This window comes from Kitasatospora sp. NPDC058063 (assembly GCF_042885395.1).
Classification (GTDB): domain Bacteria; phylum Actinomycetota; class Actinomycetes; order Streptomycetales; family Streptomycetaceae; genus Kitasatospora; species Kitasatospora lactacystinica.
Genome location: NZ_JBHVSD010000055.1, coordinates 1 through 17,247 on the forward strand (window position 1 = coordinate 1; position 17,247 = coordinate 17,247).

Consider the following 17,247-nt stretch of genomic DNA (forward strand, 5'->3'; position numbering starts at 1 on the left):
GTGGTGTCGGGGGTTTGGGGGGGGGGGGGGGGGGGGGGGGGGGGGGGGGGGGGGGGGGGGGGGGGGGGGGGGGGGGGGGGGGGGCGCCCCCCCCCCGCCCCCCGGCGCCCCCGCCGCCCGGGGAACCCCGCCGTCAGCGCACCCAGCGCGCGGGCCGCTTCTCCAGGAACGACCGCATCCCCTCCTGCGCCTCCTCCGAGCCGAAGAGCCGCGCCGACAGCTCCACCAGCTCGTCCGAGTCCCGCTCGAAGGAGCGCACCACCTCGGCGTTGGCCAGTCGCTTCGACTCCGCCAGGCCCTGCGGGGAGCCCAGGCGCAGCGCGTCCAGCAGGCCCTTCAGCACCACGCCGGTGGACTCGGCGGAGTCGGTGGCGCTGGTGATCAGCCCGATCCGGGCGGCCTCGGCGGCGTCGAAGACCTCGCCGGTGAGGTAGTAGCGGGAGGCGGCGCGCGGCTCCAGCTTCGGGCGCAGCGGCAGCGAGATGACGGCGGGCGCGAGGCCGAGCCGCACCTCGGTGAAGGCGAAGGTCGAGGCCGGTCCGGCGACGGCGAGGTCGGCCGCGCCGACCAGACCGAGCCCGCCGGCCCGGACGTGCCCGTCGATGACGGCGATCACCGGCTTCGCGCAGTCCACGATCGCCCGCTGGAGCTCGACCAGGCCGCGCGGGCCGACCGTCGGGTCCGCGCCGGTCGCCTCGGAGAGGTCGGCACCCGCGCAGAACACCTTGCCGGTGTGTCCGAGCACCACCGCGCGGACCTCCGGGTCGGCCGCGGCGGAGGCCAGCCCGGCGTGCAGCTCGGCCATCAGCCGGGTGGAGAGCGCGTTGCGGTTGTGCGGCGAGTCGAGGGTGAGCGTGGTGACGGCGTCGGCGGTGCTGACGTGGACGAGGGGCGCTGCGCTGGTCATCGGCGGGCCTGCTTTCCGGCTGAGGGTGGGTCGGACTGCGGGTGGGTCGGAACTGCGGGTGCGGTCCGGGAGGTGCCCGGACAACGCGGCACGACTCTGGCATGACCACCCGCCCCTCGGCCAGAGCCCACCCGCCCCTCGGCCGGAGCCGACCGGCCGGGCGCTACCGGCTCCCGGCCGCTCCTCCCCGCCGAAATCCGGTGGTGGCAGGCCCAGCACCGGGGGCAGCATCGTCGCCATGACCACCGCCGATCCCGTCCTGCTGCTCGCGCCGCGCATCAACGAGACGGGCCTCCAGCTGCGCACCGCCGCCGGACGCCGCGGCCTGCGGGCGTGCACCGCGACGTCCTGGCAGGCGCCGCCCGGGTTGCGCGGCTCGGCGGTGCACGTCTATGGCGGACCGCTGTTCGGCGACGCCGTCGGACGGGAGCTCGGCCTCGGCCTGCTGGAGCCCGCCGCCGACTGGCTGACCCGGCTGCCGCTCGCGCTGACCGGACGCCGGGTCTCCTTCGGCACCCTGGCCGAGGCGCGCCGGCTGCGCCGCCCGGCCTTCGTCAAGCCGCCGGTGGACAAGCTGTTCGCCGCCCGGGTCCACCCCGACGGCGGGACGCTGCCGGGGCCCGAACTGCTGGACGGTGACACGCCGGTGCTGGTGAGCGAGGTCGTTCGGTTCGGCGTCGAGTACCGGCTGTTCGTCCTGGACGGCGCGGTGCGGGCCGGCTCCCGCTACGCCGTGGACGGTGACCTGTCCGTCGCACCGCTGGAGACCGCCGGGGCACCCGACAGGGCACCCGACGGGGGAACCGACGGGGGAACCGCCAAGGTGCTCGCCTTCACCGCCGACGTGCTGGCCGCGTCGGCGTCGGACGCGCCGCTGCCCAGTGCCGCCGTGGTGGACGTCGGGCTTACGGAGGAGGGCCGTTGGGCCGTGGTTGAGGCCAACACGGCGTGGGCCGGCGGTGGTTACGCCGCCGATCCGGACGCCGTCCTCGACGTGGTGCTGCGCTCGGGCGGACCGGCCGCCCAACTCCCCTCCACCGACCGCCCGTTCCTGCGCGAACTGCCCGAGGTGGTGCGCTGAGGCCGGTCGGCCGTCGGGGCCGGGGCTTGCGGCTGTGGCGGATCATGGATCAGGATCCGCGCCATGACCACCTCTCACCTCACCCACATCACCGAGCCCCCCGGAGTCGCGCCCGGTACCGGCTACACCCAGGTCGTCACCGGCAGCGGCCGGATGGTCCAGGTGTCCGGCCAGGTCGCCTTCGACGAGCAGCGGAACCTGGTCGGCGAGGGCGATCCGAAGGCGCAGGCGCGGCAGGTCTTCGAGAACCTGCGGCGTTGCCTGGCCGCCGCCGGGGCCGGGTTCGAGCACGTCGTGAAGCTCACCTACTTCATGACGGACATCGCCCACCTCTCGGCCGTCCGCGAGGCCCGCGACGAGCACTTCGGCTCCCTTCCGCTGCCGGCCTCCTCCGCGATGCAGGTGGCCGCCCTGTTCAAGCCCGAGGTGCTGATGGAGATCGAGGCGATGGCGATCGTCCCCGAGTAGCCGGCCCGGGGCCGTCGCGTCTCACACCGCGCTGGGGCTCGCCTCCCGCCGCCCGGCCCACCGGACGGCGGGGCGCATCGCCAGCCCCGCCGCGGCCAGCACCGCGCCCAGGACGACCCAGCCGACCATGCCGTACCCGATGACCAGGGCGCCGACCAGCGCCGGACCGGCCATCAGCGCCGCCGCCGTCCCCGCGTTGAACACGCCCTGGTAGGCGCCGTGATCGCGCTCGCCCGCGAGGTCGTAGCTGAGCGCCCAGCCGCCCGCCTGCGCGGCGACCTCGCCGAGCGACTGCAGCGCGACCCCGCCGAGCACCACCACGGCCGCGACGACCGCGGGCAGGCCGTGCGCCAGCGAGACGACCAGGCAGGAGGCGGCCAGCACCACTCCGGCGCGCCCGCAGGCCCGGGCGGCCCCCGTCCGCTCCTCGGTGCCCCGGGTGGCCCGCACCTGCAGGGTGATCACCAGCAGGGTGTTGACGATCAGGGTGCCCGCGACGGTGATCCGCGGCGCGTCGGTCTCCTGGACGATCCAGAGCGGTACGCCGACTTCAAGGACGGCGAACTGCAGGCAGAGCAGTGCGTTCAGCACCGTCACGGCCAGGAACGGACCGTCCCGCAGCGCCGGGTTCGGCCGCCGGCCCTGCTTGACGCCCCGGCCCGAGGGGTCCGACGGGTTCGCGACTCCGGTCTTCGCGGACGGCTCCGACGCTGCCAGCCCGGACCCCGACGGCTCGGACGGCGCCGACGCTCCGGTCACCGACGGGCGCTGCGGGATGTCGAGGCGGTGGAACAGCACGGCGACGGCCACGAAGGAGGCGGCGTCGGCCAGGATCGCCGTCAGGTACACCGGCCGGGTGTCCACTTGGAGCGCGATCGCGCCGACAGCCGTTCCCAGGCAGATCCCGACATTGGTCACCACCCGCAGGTGGGCCCGGCCCGCCACCCGGCGGTCGGCGGGCAGCACCTCGGCGTAGAGCGCGTTCCGGGTGGCGGCGGAGCCGCGGTCGACCGCGGAGACCAGGCAGGCCAGCGCGACGAACGCCGGGTAGCTGTGCACCAGCGCGTACCCGGCGGTGCCGATCGCCTGCACCGACACCAGCACCACCAGCACCCGCCGCGCACCCCAGCGGTCGGCGGCCCGGCCGGCCGGCACGCTCGCGACGACCCCGCACAGGCCGGCGGCGGTCATCCCGAGGCCCAGCTGGGCGGCGCTCAGGCCGAGCACCCGGGTGAAGAACAGCACCGCGACGGAGAGGGAGAGGCCGTTGCCCACCGTGTTGACCAGGGTGATCCCCGCCAGCCGACGGACCGTCGGGTCGGGGTGCAGCCGGCGTCGCAGCGCGGCGGCGACCCCGGTGGCACGGGGGGCCGCAGGCGCAGCCCGGTCTTCGGGCACGGCAGGGGAAGGTGCGGAGGACTCCGCCGTCGAGGTGGTCATGCATGGATCCCACCGCGCGCCGGAGCGGACCAGTACTCCTTTAGGCTCTGGCTGAATCCTAAGCCGGACCGCCCGCCCCGGCCGATCCCCGCAGAAGGATGCCCCGTGCACCGGTTCACGCTCCGCCTGGCCGACCTCGCCACCACCTGGTTCGCCGTCTCCCCGATCCACGAGGCGGCACTCAGCCTGCGGATGTGGACCCACCCGGGCGTCTACCACCTCCAGACCAGGGCCTTCGAGCAGCTCAGGCCCACCTTCGAACGGCTGGACTCCCGTCTTCTGCTCTCGCTCGTCGCCGAGAACCGCTTCGTCCCCGACTTCCTGACGCCGCGCCCCACCTCCCCCTCCCCCGAGTTCCGTTCCGAGATCGCGACCGTCCGGGCGTTCCCCCCGGATCAGTTGCGCGCCGAACTGGAGCAGACGTTCCTCTCGCACGGCCAACCGCTGCCCGCCGCACTCGCCGCCGGACTCGCCCGCCCGGAACGGCTGTTGGCGCGGATCGCCGACACACTGGAGGAGTACTGGGAGGTGTGCCTCGCCCCGACCTGGTGGCCGCAGGCCCGCGCCGTTCTGGAGGCCGACCTGGTCTACCGCGCCCGGCTGCTCGCCCACCACGGCGCGGCGGCCCTCTTCGCCGACCTGGACCACCGGCTCCACTGGGAGAACGGCGTCCTGTCGATCAGCCGGAACTGGACGGACGGGGACGTGGAGACGCCCGTGGACGGGCGCGGCCTGGTGCTCTGTCCGACCTTCTTCGTCCGCGGCGCGATCACGATGATCAGCAATGACCGTGCGCCGCAGATCAGTTACCCGGCACGCGGGCAGGCCGGGCTGGCCGGCCGGGGCACGCCGGTGCCGCCGCAGGCCGTGGCGGCGCTGGTCGGCGCGCCGAAGGCCCGGCTGCTCGCGCTGCTCGCCGAGCCCGCCTCCACGACCGACCTCGCCTTCCGCATCGGCGTCACCCCGGGCGCGGTCAGCCAGCACCTTTCCGTCCTCGCCGCCACCGGCCTGGTCACCCGGGCGCGGCACGGCCGCTCGGTGCTGTACCGGCGCAGCCCGCTCGGGGACGAGCTGACGGGGGCGGGAACGAACTGACGGAGGCCGGGGCGGGGGCCGGGAGCCCGTCAGTGGTACAGACCTGTTGACGCATTGGTCCAGTCCTCCTACAGTTCCCATGCCTTCGCCTCCCCACGGCACAGGCGTCGATCGCACACGGATCAATGGATCAACCAAGGTTCTACGTCACCCTGTTCAACCCCCACAGCCACAGGGAGAACCATGTCCGCTCGATCCCGGGCCGGGCGCCCGCGCGTGCGCAGCAGACTGCTGGCACTGCTCTCCGTCCTGCTCCTTCCCCTCGCCGCGCTCACCGCGCTGGCCGCCCCGGCGAACGCCGCCGGAAAGCTCACCGCCACCTTCACCACCGCCGACAACGGCTCCTGGTGGCAGGGCACCTACATCGTCCACAACGACAACGCCGCCGCGGTGAGCGGCTGGACCCTGGAGTTCGACCTCCCGGCCGGCGTCACCATCGGCAACAGCTACAACGGCACCGCCACCGTCAACGGCCGGCACGTCACCGCCACGGCGGCGTTCTACAACTCCACCGTCAACGCCCACAGCACCACCGAGCCGTACAGCTTCTGGTTCGTGGGCAACGGGCCGGTCTCCACCCCGCTCAACTGCCGCATCAACGGCGACAAGTGCGACGGCTCCGCGGACGTCCCGCCGTCCGCGCCGGGCACCCCGACGGTGACCGAGTCCACCGCACACACCGTCGCGCTGAGCTGGCCGGCCGCCACCGGCGGGGACTTCCCGGTCGTCGGCTACGACGTACTGAGCGGCGGCACCGTGCTCGCCTCCGGCCCGTCCACCGGCGTCCTGGTCACCGGCCTGACCCCGGCCACCTCGTACACCCTGACCGTCCGGGCCAAGGACAGCCGCGGCAACACCGGCCCGCTCAGCCCGTCCGTCACCGCGTCCACCTTCGACCCGTCCACCGACACCTCGCCGCCCACCGCACCGACCAACCTCCGGGCCACGGCGGTCGGTTCGACGGACGTGAAGCTCGCCTGGAACGCCGCCACCGACAACGTCCGGGTCGCCGCGTACGACGTCTACCAGGGCAGCACCCTGGCGGCCACGGTCACCGGCAGCACGCTCGGCGCGACCGTCGGCAGCCTGTCGCCGTCCACCGCCTACACGTTCACCGTGAAGGCCCGGGACCCCGCCGACAACGCCTCACCCGCGTCCGCCCCGCTCTCCGTGACCACCTCGGACCTGGTCGGCGCCGGAAAGTACGCCCGGGTCGGCTACTTCGTCCAGTGGGGCATCTACGGCCGCCAGTACTTCGTCAAGAACCTGGACACCTCGGGCGCCGCCGCCAAGCTCGACGTCATCAACTACGCCTTCGAGAACATCGATCCGGTCAACCTGACCTGCATGGCGGGCGTCACCAAGGGCACCAGCGGCAACCCGGAGGACCCCGACCAGGGCACCGGCGCCGGTGACGCCGACGCGGACTACGGCCGGGCGATGAGCGCCGACCAGTCGGTGGACGGCGTGGCCGACGACGGCTGGGGCAAACTCCGCGGCAACCTCAACCAGTTGAAGAAGCTCAAGGCCAAGTACCCGAACCTGAAGGTGGTCGTCTCGCTCGGCGGCTGGACCTACTCCAAGTACTTCTCCGACGCCGCCGCCACCGACGCGTCCCGGCAGAAGTTCGTCAAGTCCTGCATCGACACCTGGATCAAGGGCAACCTGCCGGCCTACAACGGCGCCGGCGGCGACGGCGTGGCCGCCGGCATCTTCGACGGCATCGACCTCGACTGGGAGTGGCCCGGCTCCGGCGACGGCCACCCGGGCAACCACTGGAGCGCCAACGACAAGGGCAACCTGACCCTGCTGCTGGCCGAATTCCGCAAGCAGCTGGACGCGTTGGGCGGCTCGCACAAGCTGCTCACCGCCTTCACCCCGGCCGACCCGGCGAAGGTCGCCGCCGGCTGGGACCTCTCGAAGATCTTCGGCTCGCTGGACATCGCCAACGTCCAGGGCTACGACTTCCACGGCTCGGGCAGCGACAACTCCTGGGAGCCGAACCGCACCGGCCACGCCTCCAACCTCTACCAGGACCCGAACGACCCGTACACCACCCACTTCAGCGTGGACACGGCCGTCCAGACGTACCTGAACGCCGGGGTCAACCCGCGCAAGCTGACCATCGGCTTCCCGTTCTACGGGCGCGGCTGGCAGAGCGTCGCGGACGGCGGCGCGAACGGCGCCTGGCAGTCGGCGAACGGCGCCGCACCGGGCCAGTTCTCCGACGAGGCCGGTACCCGCGGGTACAACAACCTGATCACCAGCCTCTCCGGCCTCAAGGTCTACCACGACCCCAAGTCCATTGCGACGTACGGCTACACGGGAGCCGGCGGCCAGTGGTGGACCTTCGACGACGCCTGGTCGATCGCGCAGAAGACCGCCTACCTCAAGTCGAAGAACCTGCTCGGCGGCATGATCTGGGAGATGTCCGGCGACACCCCGTCCGGCACCCTGATGTCCGCGCTGGACACCGGCCTCAAGTAGTCCGCCCGAGGCCGCCCCGGGCCCACGTACACGCCCGGCCCCGCCCGGGCCCACGTACACGCCCACCGCGACCCGGGCCCGCGCAGCCCGCGCCGCAGGCAGCACGGGGCCGGTGCTCCTCCCCGCACCGGGGAGGAGCACCGGCCCCGCGCCACGACGGCCGGGCTACCGCGAGGCCATCGCCGTCAGCCGCCGCGCGGCCCGGTACTGCCGCAGCACCTGGGAGAAGGAGGTCTGCCCCTGGGTGGTCCGGGCGAAGGCCCGCCAGGCCGCCGGCACCAGGCAGACCGCCGCGTGGAACAGGTACGGCCGCCGCTCGAAGGCGCCCAGCAGCTGCTTGCCCGCGCGCATCTCCACGCCCAGCCCGGCCTTGACCGCGAACGCGTAGTTCAGCGCCTCGCGCCGCACCGCCGCCGCGTCGCCCGCCTCGGCGACCTTCACAGCCCACTCGCCGGCCAGCCGGCCCGAGCGCAGCGCGTACGAGATGCCCTCGCGGGTCCACGGCTCCAGCAGTCCGGCCGCGTCCCCGGCGACCAGCACCCGGCCGCGGGAGAGCGGCGAGTCCTCGGCCCGGCAGCGGGTCAGGTGCCCGGACTCGACCTGGGGGGTGAACCCGGACAGGCCCAGCCGGCGGATGTAGTCGGCGAGGTACTGCTTGGTCCGCTCGCCGTCGCCGCGCGCCGAGATGACACCGACGGTCAGGCTGCTGGTCTCGGTCTTCGGGAACACCCAGCCGTAACTGCCGGGCAGCGGGCCCCAGTCGAGGTGGATCCGGCCCGCCCAGTCGGCGGCGACCTGCGCCGGCACCGGGATCTCCGCCTCCAGGCCGAGGTCGATCTGGTCGAAGGTCACGCCGACGTGCCGGCCGATCCGGCTCGCGCTGCCGTCCGCGCCGACCACCGCACGGGCCTCGAAGGTCCGCCCGTCGGCCGCCGTCACCAGCGCCGTCCGGTGCTCGCCGCCGCGCTGCTCGACGCCGGTGACGGTCACTCCGGTGACCAGCACCGCCCCGGCCTGCTTGGCCGCCTGCACCAGGCGCAGGTCGAACTCGTCACGGTTGACCAAGCCGAACAGCATCCGCTTGGACCGCCGTGTGCGGGTGTACCTGCCGTCGTAGGCGAAGGTGACGGCGTGCACCCGGTCCTGCAGCGGCAGCCGGAAGTCCGGCGGCAGGCTGTCCCGGGAGGGGCCGATGATGCCTCCGCCGCAGGTCTTGTACCGGGGGTGTTCGGCCTTGTCGAGCAGCAGCACCCGGCGGCCCTGAGCCGCGGCGGCGTGCGCGGCCGAGGAGCCCGCCGGTCCGGCGCCGACCACCACGACGTCCCAGACGCCGTCCAGCGGCGCGGCCGCGTCGTCGGTCGGACCGTTCTCGGCCGGGCTGTCGAGCGGGCTGCGGGAATCGGAGCTTCCGGAGTCAGTCACGTCGAGCAATCCTATGCGTCCGGCCCCGTCCGGCGAGCGCGCCGCCCCCGCACCGGCGCCACCCGCTCACCCCGCACCCTCGGAACTCCCCGTTCCGCCCGCCTATGATCGGCACTACCGCAAACCACCTCCTCCGCCCGCTCCACCCCAGGGCGGACCGTCTCCTCGGAGCCCCGATGTCACAGCCCCTGGCCGACGCCGTCCGGTCCCTGATGGACCGTGCCCGCACCGACCTCGCCGAGCTGGTCGCCTTCCCCTCGGTCGCCGACCCGCGCCAGTTCCCGGTCGAGGAGTGCGAGAAGGCCGCGCACTGGGTCGCCGAGGCCTTCGCCGCCGAGGGTCTGACCGGCATCCGGCTGCTGGACACCCCGGACGGCACCCAGTCCGTCTACGGCGAGCTGCCCGGCCCCGAGGGCGCGCCGACCGTCCTGCTCTACTCCCACTACGACGTCCAGCCCCCGCTGGACGAGGACGCCTGGCTCAGCCCCGCCTTCGAGCTGACCGAGCGCGACGGCCGCTGGTACGGGCGCGGCGCCGCCGACTGCAAGGGCAACATCCTGATGCACCTGACCGCCCTGCGGGCGCTGCGTCAGGTCCACGGCGACGCCTACCCGGTCGGTCTGAAGATCATCGTCGAGGGCTCCGAGGAGCAGGGCACCGGCGGCCTGGAGCGCTACGCCGAGGCCCACCCCGAGCTGCTCACCGCCGACGCCATCGTCATCGGCGACACCGGCAACTTCGCCCCCGGCCTGCCCACCGTGACCGCCTCGCTGCGCGGCATGACGGTCGTCGAGGCCACGGTCACCACGCTGGCCGGCAACCTGCACTCCGGTGCCTTCGGCGGCGCCGCCCCGGACGCCCTCCAGTCCCTGGTCCGGATACTGGCCTCGCTGCACGACGAGAACGGCGACGTCGCGGTGGCCGGCCTGACCGCCGACCAGACCTGGTCCGGCGTGCAGTACCCGGAGGAGCAGTTCCGCGCCGACGCCAAGGTGCTCGACGGCGTCGCCCTGACCGGCACCGGCACCATCGCGGACCGCCTCTGGGCCCGCCCGGCCGTCACCGTCCTCGGCATCGACGCCCCGCCGGTGATCGGCGCCACCTCCTCCGTCCAGGCCACCGCCAAGGCCCTGATCAGCCTGCGCGTCGCGCCGGGCTCGGACCCGCACGCCGCCCAGGACACGCTGGTCGCCCACCTGGAGGCGCAGGTCCCGCTCGGCGCCCGGCTCACCGTCGAGCGCCAGGGCAACGGCGCGCCGTTCCGCGCCGACACCGGCGGCCCGGCGTACGAGGCGATGGGCGAGGCGATGGCCGAGGCCTTCGGCACCCCGATGGTCACCTCCGGCGAGGGCGGCTCGATCCCGCTCTGCAACACCCTGCGCTCGCTCTACCCGCAGGCCGAGATCGTGCTGATCGGCGTCGAGGAGCCGACCACCCAGATCCACGCGGTCAACGAGAGCGTCGACCCGCAGGAGCTGGAGCGGATGGCCCTCACCGAGGCGCTGTTCCTCCGCCGCTACGCCGAACTGCGCTCCGTCTGACGGACCTTCGGGGCGGCGCCTCGGGGAGCCCGCCCGACGGCGTCCGGCCGTCCGCCGCGCAGTCGGCGGGCGGCCGCCAGCACCGCCGCGTACCCGACCGCGCCCGCCGCGAGCCCGGCCCCGGCGCCGAAGCAGACCTCCGGCACCAGGTTCCGCCGCAGTGGGCTCAGCCGGTGCACCACCCCGGCGGCCGTCGCCGCGCCCAGCAGCGCGACGGCCGCGCGCCGGGTCCTGGGCGCGAGCCGCACGGCCGGCCGCACCGGCTCCACGGCCCGCACCGCACGCACCGCCCAGCCGCCCAGCGCTGCCAGGGCGAGCGCCGAACTGCCGTACTGCACCGCCTGGTACAGCGGTACCCCGGCCACCGGCCGGTCCAGTACGGGCAGCAGCCGCACCCCCAGCCGGCCCCCGTGGGTGAACGCGTCCCAGCCGACGTGGGTGGCCGCGCCGATCGCCGCCGAGGCCGCGAACCACGCCGCGCCACCGACCGCCCCGACGCCTGCGGGGCCCTGGGTGTCCCCGGAGTCCCGGGTGTCCCCGGAGTCCCGGGTGTCCCCGGGGTCCTGGGTGTCCGCAGCCCGTCGGGCGGTCAGTGCCTCGGCGCCGCCCGCCCAGCGCTCGGGCAGCAGCGCCACCACCGGCCCGCGCAGCAGCCCGTGCCAGCCGGCCACCAGTGCGCCGGCGACCGCCACGTCCAGCGTCGGCACCGCCCACCAGCGGTGCGTCAGCCCGCCGTGGCCGTACACCCCGGGCAGCAGGGACTCGGCGAAGAACGGCACGTCCGGCGCCATCGACCCGGCGACGAGCGCCGAGGCCACCAGGGGCCCGCGCGCGCCGGCGGCACGCAGCAGGGGCAGGACGGCGGCGGGATGGCTCAGCGTGAACGGCATGCCCCCATCCTCCCGCCCGCCACCGCGGCACGGCGCACCGGAGGTGCACCGGATGGGGTTCCACGGGCCACCACGCCGGCCTCCCGCCCCGCCCGCCGCCCCTGCCCCTGCCCCGACCGGCCCCGCCGACCGGCCGCCGCGCCCCGCCGCCCTACCGGCCCTACGCCGCGTCCGCCGTGCTCGCCAGCCCGACGGCCACCCGGCTCCCCGCCTCCAGGTACCGCAGCTCGCCGCTCCGCCGCGCGTCCAGCGCGGCCGCCAGCCGCCGGTAGCGCCCCGGCGGCAGCAGCTCGCCGGCCTCGTCCAGGGTGACGAATCGCCAGCTGCGCAGCTCCTCCTGCTGGAGCAGCAGGTGCTGCCGGCCCTCCTCGTCCAGCAGGCCGCCGTCGTACATCAGCCGCAGGCCGCCGCGGCGGGGGCCGGTGCGCGGCTCCCAGTCGACGGCGAGCAGGCGCAGCGTGGACGGGTCCAGGCGCAGGCCCAGCTCCTCGGCGGTCTCGCGCAGGGCGGCGTCGGTGGGGGCCTCGCCGCGCTCGACCACGCCGCCGGGGAAGTCCCAGTCGGGCTTGTAGACCGGGTCGACCAGCAGCACACGGTCCTGCTCGTCGAAGAACAGCACGGCGGAGGCCACGGTGTCCCCGGTCGGGTCCGGGGTCTGGACGATCGGACAGCGGGCGGCGCCGACCCGGACCAGCTCGGCGATCCGGTGCGCGGTCTCCCGGGGGGAGAGCTCGCTGGTGTCGATCATCCGGGCGTCCCCGACCAGCCAGCGGCGGGCGGCGCGGTAGTGGGGCAGGTGTTCGAGGCACCAGGTGCGGACCCGCTCGCTGCCCTGCGGATCGCCCGGGCACTCCTCGCGGTGGGCTATGCGGTCGCGCAGGATCGTTTCTTCAGGGTCCAGCACGACGTGGTGCACCGTGATCCCGTGCGAGGCCAGATCGCCGAAGATCTCGTCCCGGTAGTCCTCCCTGAGCAGGGTCATCGGGACCACCAGCGGGCCCCCGACCTCACCGAGCAGCGCCGCCGCCGTCTCGGGGACCAGCCGGCGCCAGGCCGCCAGGTCCTGGAAGTCGGACACCGTCGCCAACCGGTCGGCTGGGAGCATCCGGCGCAGGCCGAAGCCCACCAGCTCGGGATCGAAGAGCACGCTCCCGGGCAGCAGTTCCACCAGCTCGCGGCAGGCGCTCGTCTTGCCCGCCCCGAATGTGCCATTGACCCAGACGATCACAACGTCCCCTGCCCTCGACTTCCCCCGGTGCCGTTCGCACCGGGCAGCGCCCCCGTCGGTCGAACCGGCGCCACCCGTGGTGGTACCCGCGCCATGCCGCTCCCCATACCTCTCCGGCGCGCCCGCCGCCACGCCCCGATCTGCCCCGTGACAGCGGCATGTGCCCAGGTCAGGAGCCCGTGGACGGAAATATGCAGACCGGTCTACATCAAAATTGCACCCCTTCACCACGGCGGGAGCACAGGGCGCCCGATGGGTCGACCTGCCGCGCACGCCCCGCTCGTACGCTCCGCACGCCCCAACCCGTGCACCCTCGCGCTCCCGCGTGCACGCCCCGTGCCCGCCCTGTGCTCACACCGTGCCCGCCCCGCGCTCGCCCGTCACCGCCCGCCTCCTTGCGCCACCCGCGCCCTGCCGCGTACAGAGGAACGATGAAGCTGCTTCCCGCCGGTCGGGTCGTCGTCATCGGCTCGGTCAACACCGACCGCATCCTCCGCTGCCCCGTACTCCCGTCTCCCGGCGAGACCGTCCTCGCCACCGGCGCCGCCCGGGGCTTCGGCGGCAAGGGGGCCAACCAGGCGGTGGCCGCGGCCCGGCTGGGGGCGGCGACGCACCTGGTCGCCAAGGTCGGGCGGGACGCCGAGGGCGAGGCGGCGCTCGCCGATCTGCGGGGCGCGCAGGTCGAGACGGGCGCCGTGCTCACCCACCCGGACGCGCCCACCGGTCAGGCGATCGTCATGGTCGACCCGTCCGGCGAGAACAGCATCGTCGTCGTGCCCGGCGCCAATGCCCACCTCACCCCGGAGGAGGTCACCGCCGCGCTCACCCGCCTGCGCCTGCTCCCCGTCGACGTCGTCCTGACCAGCAACGAGGTCCCCGCGGAATGCATCCGGGCGGCCGCCGCCGCCCTCCCCGCCGCGGGCCCCTCGGGCGGCACCCGCTGGCTGCACAACACCGCCCCCGCAGGGTCCCTGCCGGAGGCCGGCCCCTCCGGACGCCGCCCGCTGGTCGTCGCGAACGCCGTCGAGGCCCGCCAGCTCACCGGCGCCGTCGACGTCGCCGAGGCCGCCCGGGTCCTGGCCGAACGCGCCGAGGGCGCCGTGGTCACCCTCGGCGGCGAGGGTGCGCTGGTCGCCGTGGACGGAACGTCCGCCCGGCTGCCCGCCCCCGCCGTCCGGGTGGTCGACACCACCGGCGCCGGCGACGCCTTCTGCGGCGCCCTGGCCGCCGCGCTCGCCCGCGGCGCCACGCTGTCCGAGGCGGCCGCCACCGCCGTCGCCGCCGGGGCCTTCGCCGTCACCGGCCTCGGCGCCCGCGGCGCCCTGCCCCGCCCGACGGACCTCCGACCACGCGTCGGCGAGCACCGGGACCCGCCCGCGCAGCGCCCGTCGGGGGCACCGGGCGGACCCGGCACCCCCGACGGGCCGGCGTCCAGCCCCGCTACGGGCGCCCCATGAACGCTGGGTAGTAGCCGCTGCTGATCCCCGAGACCCGGATGTTGGTCCCGGGCCGCGCGGCCTCGACATACCTGTTGTCGCCCAGGTAGATCGCCACGTGCTGGATGCCCCGGGCGGTCCCGTCCGGCGCCCAGAACAGCAGGTCACCGCGGCGCAACTGGCTCGCCCCGATCGGCGTGGTCGCCGCGTACTGGTCGTTGGCCACGCGCGGCAGGTCGATGCCGCCGCGTCGGAAGGACTGCTGCACCAGGCCCGAGCAGTCGTAGCCGTCCGGCCCGTTGCCGGCCGTGCGGAACGGTACGCCCAACTGGGCGAGGGCGAACTGCACGGCGGTCTCGACGTCCCGGTCCTCGGCGACCGAGTCGTTGTAGTGGCCCGAGCCCGCGGAGTCCGACGAGGAGCCGCCGCCGGTGCGGTCCAGGTAGATGTCGTAGTGCGAGGTCCAACGCCACTCGCCCTTGCTGTTGCGGAACCAGTAGCGGGAGCCGTCCCAGCCCTCCCGGATCCCACCGGAGGGCCTGCTCGTGGCCTTGGCGGCGGACGCGGAGCCACCCCCGGTGCGGGCCGCGTACACGCTGTAGTGCGAGGTCCAGCGCCACTGCCCCTGGCTGTTCTTGAACCAGTACCTGGAGCCGTCCCACCCGGCGTGCGCCGGGGCGGGCTCGGCGGCCGCGGTGCCGGCGCCGGTGCCGAGGCCGATCACGCCCGCCCCGGTCGCGACCACGGCCACCATGGCTATCCCCCGACGGAGTCGCGCGGTGCGGGACGGGCGGGAGGTACGGACGGTGGCGGCGGGCTGCTGCCCGGTCGGTTCGCCGGCGGCCGCCGGCGCGCCGGTGTTGACGGTGGTCATCGTGCTGACTTCCTTCACTGCTGCGGATCGCTGCGGACTGCAGCGGATTGCTGTGACCGGCCAGGACTGGCCGTGCTTGTCGGCAGGGTCCCCGCCCGACACGCCGCGGCTTCCGGTCCTGCGACCGGAAGCCGCGGCGTGTCGCCCGGGGATTCGGTTCTGCCTGCGTGTCACGTTAGGCACGCGTCCGCTCACTGCGCGCAGTGGAGTGCGCCAATGGAAGGGTCACCGGTGGTGAGCACCGACGGCGCATCAGGGTGAACGGCCGTCATCCGAGAGGGCGTCCGCCACCCCCCTCGTCAGCGGCCGCCGGCCTCCGCCAGCAGCTGCTTCTTCAGCACCTTTCCCAGCGCGTTCCTGGGCAGTTCGGGCACCAGGACGACCCGGCGCGGCCGCTTGTGCACCGAGAGCCGCTCCGCCACGAAGGCCGTCAGCTGGTCCCCCGTCACGGCGCCGTCCGGAATGACGTACGCGACGATCGCCTGCCCGAGGTCCTCGTCCGGCACGCCGACCACCGCCGCGTCGGCGACCGCAGGGTGGTCGCGCAGCGCGGCCTCCACCTCGCCGGCGCCGATCCGGTAGCCACCGCTCTTGATCAGGTCCACCGAGGCGCGGCCGACGATCCGGTGGAAGCCGTCCGCCCCGATCACCGCGACGTCACCGGTGCGGAACCAGCCGTCCGCCGTCCACGCCTCGGCGTCCGCGTCCGGCCGGTTGAGGTAACCGCTGAACAGCGTCGGGCCGCTGATCTGGAGTTCGCCGACGCTCTCCCCGTCCCGGGGCACCGGCGCGCCGTCCTCGCCGACCAGCCGGGTGCGGACCCCGTCCACCGGCAGCCCGACGCTGCCGGGGCGCCGCTCGCCGTCCGCCCGGGTGCTGACGGTGATCAGCGACTCGGTCATCCCGTACCGCTCGATCGGGGCGTGCCCGGTGAGCGCCGCCAGCTTCTCGAACACCGGGACGGGCAGCGGCGCGCTGCCGGAGACCAGCAGCCGGGCCGCGGCGAGCCGGCCCGCCGCGTCCGGATCAGCCGCCACCCGGGACCAGACGGTGGGCACGCCGAAGTACAGGCTGCCGCCGGCCGCCGCGTACCCCGCCGGGGTGGGCCGCCCGGTGTGCACCAGGCCGCTTCCGGTGCGCAGGGCGCCGAGCACGCCGAGCAGCAGCCCGTGCACGTGGAACAGCGGCAGGCCGTGCACGAGGGTGTCCTCGGCGGTCCACTGCCAGGCGGCGGCGAGGGCGTCCAGGTCGGCGGCGATCGCCTCGCGCCGGATCACCGCGCCCTTGGGCGCGCCGGTGGTGCCCGAGGTGTAGAGCACGAAACCGGTCGACGCGGCGTCCGGCTCGGCGTAGGTGGTGGCGGAGCGCTGCTCGGGGTCGACCGGCAGCCCCGCCACCGAGGTGCCCTGCGGCAGCGTCTCCCCGACGGCGTGCGCGAGCAGCGCCGCGCCGGAGTCCCGCAGGATGTGCTCGCGCTCCTTGGGTCCCGAGTCGGGCGGCAGCGGCACCACCGGGACGCCCGCCAGCAGGCCGCCGACCACGGCGGTGACGGTCTCGACGGTGGGCCGGGCGAGCACCGCGAGCGCCGGGGCGCCGGCCACCCGGTCGGCGACGGCGGTCGCCGCGCCCAGCAGGTCCTCCCGGGAGAGTGCCCGGCCGTCGATCCGCAGCGCCTCCGCCCCGTCGCCGAAACCGCCCTGAAGTGCCGTCAGCAGTGCCATGCCACCGTCCTCGCCTCGTCCCGCACCACCGCGCCGCGCCCGTGCGCCACGCGCTCGACCGGCGCGTCCGCCTCCGCGTCACGCGCCGGCGCCGACTCTACGGGCCGCCGCCCCGCGCTCCGCGCTCCGGGGACGACGGGCGGGGCCGGCATTCAGGCGCGGTGGGGCTGGGCCGAGGGAGCGGCGGGCGGGGCGGCGGCGCGCCCGGGGTGCTGCCGGAGAACGAGGGAGAAGGAGGGAGAACGACGGAGGGCGCGGCACCGAGTACCACTCGGCGCCACGCCCTCCGCTGTCGTCCGGGGATCAGGCCTTGCGGGCCTTCACCTCGGCGGTGAGCTGCGGCAGCACCTGGAAGAGGTCGCCGACCACGCCGTAGTCGACCAGTTCGAAGATCGGGGCCTCGGGGTCCTTGTTGACGGCCACGATGGTCTTCGAGGTCTGCATGCCGGCCCGGTGCTGGATCGCGCCGGAGATGCCCGCCGCGATGTAGAGCTGCGGGGAGACCTGCTTGCCGGTCTGGCCGACCTGGCTGCTGTGCGGGTACCAGCCGGCGTCCACGGCCGCGCGCGAGGCGCCGACGGCCGCGCCCAGCGCGTCCGCGAGCTCCTCGACCACGCCGAAGCCCTCGGCGGCACCGACGCCGCGGCCGCCGGAGAC

At 74.9% G+C, this 17,247-nt stretch carries 14 protein-coding genes; 6 read left to right on the forward strand and 8 right to left on the reverse strand.

The window, feature by feature from the left end:
- Nucleotides 1-133 precede the first annotated feature (133 nt).
- A complete protein-coding gene (locus ACFVUY_RS42705; RefSeq protein ID WP_380353113.1) occupies nt 134-907 on the reverse strand; it encodes an enoyl-CoA hydratase family protein in 774 nt (257 codons plus the stop codon).
- Nucleotides 908-1,145: 238 nt separating this feature from the next.
- Here ACFVUY_RS42705 and ACFVUY_RS42710 point away from each other — a divergent pair, with 238 nt between their 5' ends.
- Nucleotides 1,146-1,988: an ATP-grasp domain-containing protein gene (locus tag ACFVUY_RS42710; protein ID WP_387737305.1), complete on the forward strand. Its 843-nt coding sequence runs from the start codon at nt 1,146-1,148 to the stop codon at nt 1,986-1,988.
- A 63-nt stretch (nt 1,989-2,051) separates the two neighbouring features.
- Nucleotides 2,052-2,456, forward strand: coding sequence for a RidA family protein (locus tag ACFVUY_RS42715; protein ID WP_387694414.1), 405 nt, complete (start codon nt 2,052-2,054; stop codon nt 2,454-2,456).
- A gap of 21 nt (nt 2,457-2,477) precedes the next feature.
- On the opposite strand, the gene ACFVUY_RS42720 is transcribed toward ACFVUY_RS42715, so the two are convergent.
- Entirely contained in the window at nt 2,478-3,896 is a 1,419-nt protein-coding gene (locus ACFVUY_RS42720) for an MFS transporter (protein WP_387737306.1), read from the reverse strand.
- Between the two features lie 105 nt (nt 3,897-4,001).
- Between ACFVUY_RS42720 and ACFVUY_RS42725 the strand changes: the two genes are divergently transcribed.
- Both ACFVUY_RS42725 and ACFVUY_RS42730 read left to right on the forward strand, forming a co-directional pair.
- Nucleotides 4,002-4,991 carry an ArsR/SmtB family transcription factor gene (locus tag ACFVUY_RS42725; protein WP_387737307.1) on the forward strand — a complete coding sequence of 330 codons (990 nt, stop codon included), beginning with the start codon at nt 4,002-4,004 and terminating at the stop codon, nt 4,989-4,991.
- Nucleotides 4,992-5,174: 183 nt separating this feature from the next.
- Entirely contained in the window at nt 5,175-7,478 is a 2,304-nt protein-coding gene (locus tag ACFVUY_RS42730) for a glycosyl hydrolase family 18 protein (RefSeq protein WP_387737308.1), read from the forward strand.
- A gap of 165 nt (nt 7,479-7,643) precedes the next feature.
- On the opposite strand, the gene ACFVUY_RS42735 is transcribed toward ACFVUY_RS42730, so the two are convergent.
- The gene (locus tag ACFVUY_RS42735; protein WP_387694410.1) at nt 7,644-8,900 is read right to left on the reverse strand and encodes a geranylgeranyl reductase family protein; all 1,257 of its coding nucleotides are present in this window, start codon (nt 8,898-8,900) and stop codon (nt 7,644-7,646) included.
- A 176-nt stretch (nt 8,901-9,076) separates the two neighbouring features.
- Here ACFVUY_RS42735 and ACFVUY_RS42740 point away from each other — a divergent pair, with 176 nt between their 5' ends.
- A complete protein-coding gene (locus ACFVUY_RS42740) occupies nt 9,077-10,441 on the forward strand; it encodes a dipeptidase (protein WP_387737309.1) in 1,365 nt (454 codons plus the stop codon).
- Here the strand turns inward: ACFVUY_RS42740 and ACFVUY_RS42745 are convergent.
- On the reverse strand, nt 10,417-11,331 hold the full coding sequence (locus ACFVUY_RS42745; RefSeq protein WP_387737310.1) for a DUF4184 family protein: 915 nt from the start codon (nt 11,329-11,331) through the stop codon (nt 10,417-10,419). The genes ACFVUY_RS42740 and ACFVUY_RS42745 overlap by 25 nt on opposite strands.
- A gap of 160 nt (nt 11,332-11,491) precedes the next feature.
- The gene (locus ACFVUY_RS42750; protein WP_387737311.1) at nt 11,492-12,559 is read right to left on the reverse strand and encodes an NUDIX domain-containing protein; all 1,068 of its coding nucleotides are present in this window, start codon (nt 12,557-12,559) and stop codon (nt 11,492-11,494) included.
- Between the two features lie 431 nt (nt 12,560-12,990).
- On the opposite strand from ACFVUY_RS42750, the gene ACFVUY_RS42755 reads away from it, so the two are divergent.
- Nucleotides 12,991-14,016, forward strand: coding sequence for a PfkB family carbohydrate kinase (locus ACFVUY_RS42755; RefSeq protein WP_387737312.1), 1,026 nt, complete (start codon nt 12,991-12,993; stop codon nt 14,014-14,016).
- Here the strand turns inward: ACFVUY_RS42755 and ACFVUY_RS42760 are convergent.
- From ACFVUY_RS42760 to ACFVUY_RS42770, 3 genes are all read right to left on the reverse strand, one after another.
- Nucleotides 14,000-14,869, reverse strand: a complete 870-nt coding sequence (locus ACFVUY_RS42760) for a C40 family peptidase (protein WP_387694405.1) — start codon at nt 14,867-14,869, stop codon at nt 14,000-14,002. The genes ACFVUY_RS42755 and ACFVUY_RS42760 overlap by 17 nt on opposite strands.
- A 299-nt stretch (nt 14,870-15,168) precedes the next feature.
- Complete coding sequence (locus ACFVUY_RS42765) at nt 15,169-16,590, reverse strand: acyl-CoA synthetase (protein WP_387737313.1); 1,422 nt, start codon at nt 16,588-16,590, stop codon at nt 15,169-15,171.
- A 303-nt stretch (nt 16,591-16,893) separates the two neighbouring features.
- Nucleotides 16,894-17,247: electron transfer flavoprotein subunit alpha/FixB family protein (locus ACFVUY_RS42770; RefSeq protein ID WP_387737314.1), on the reverse strand; the 354-nt coding region annotated here is incomplete at its 5' end.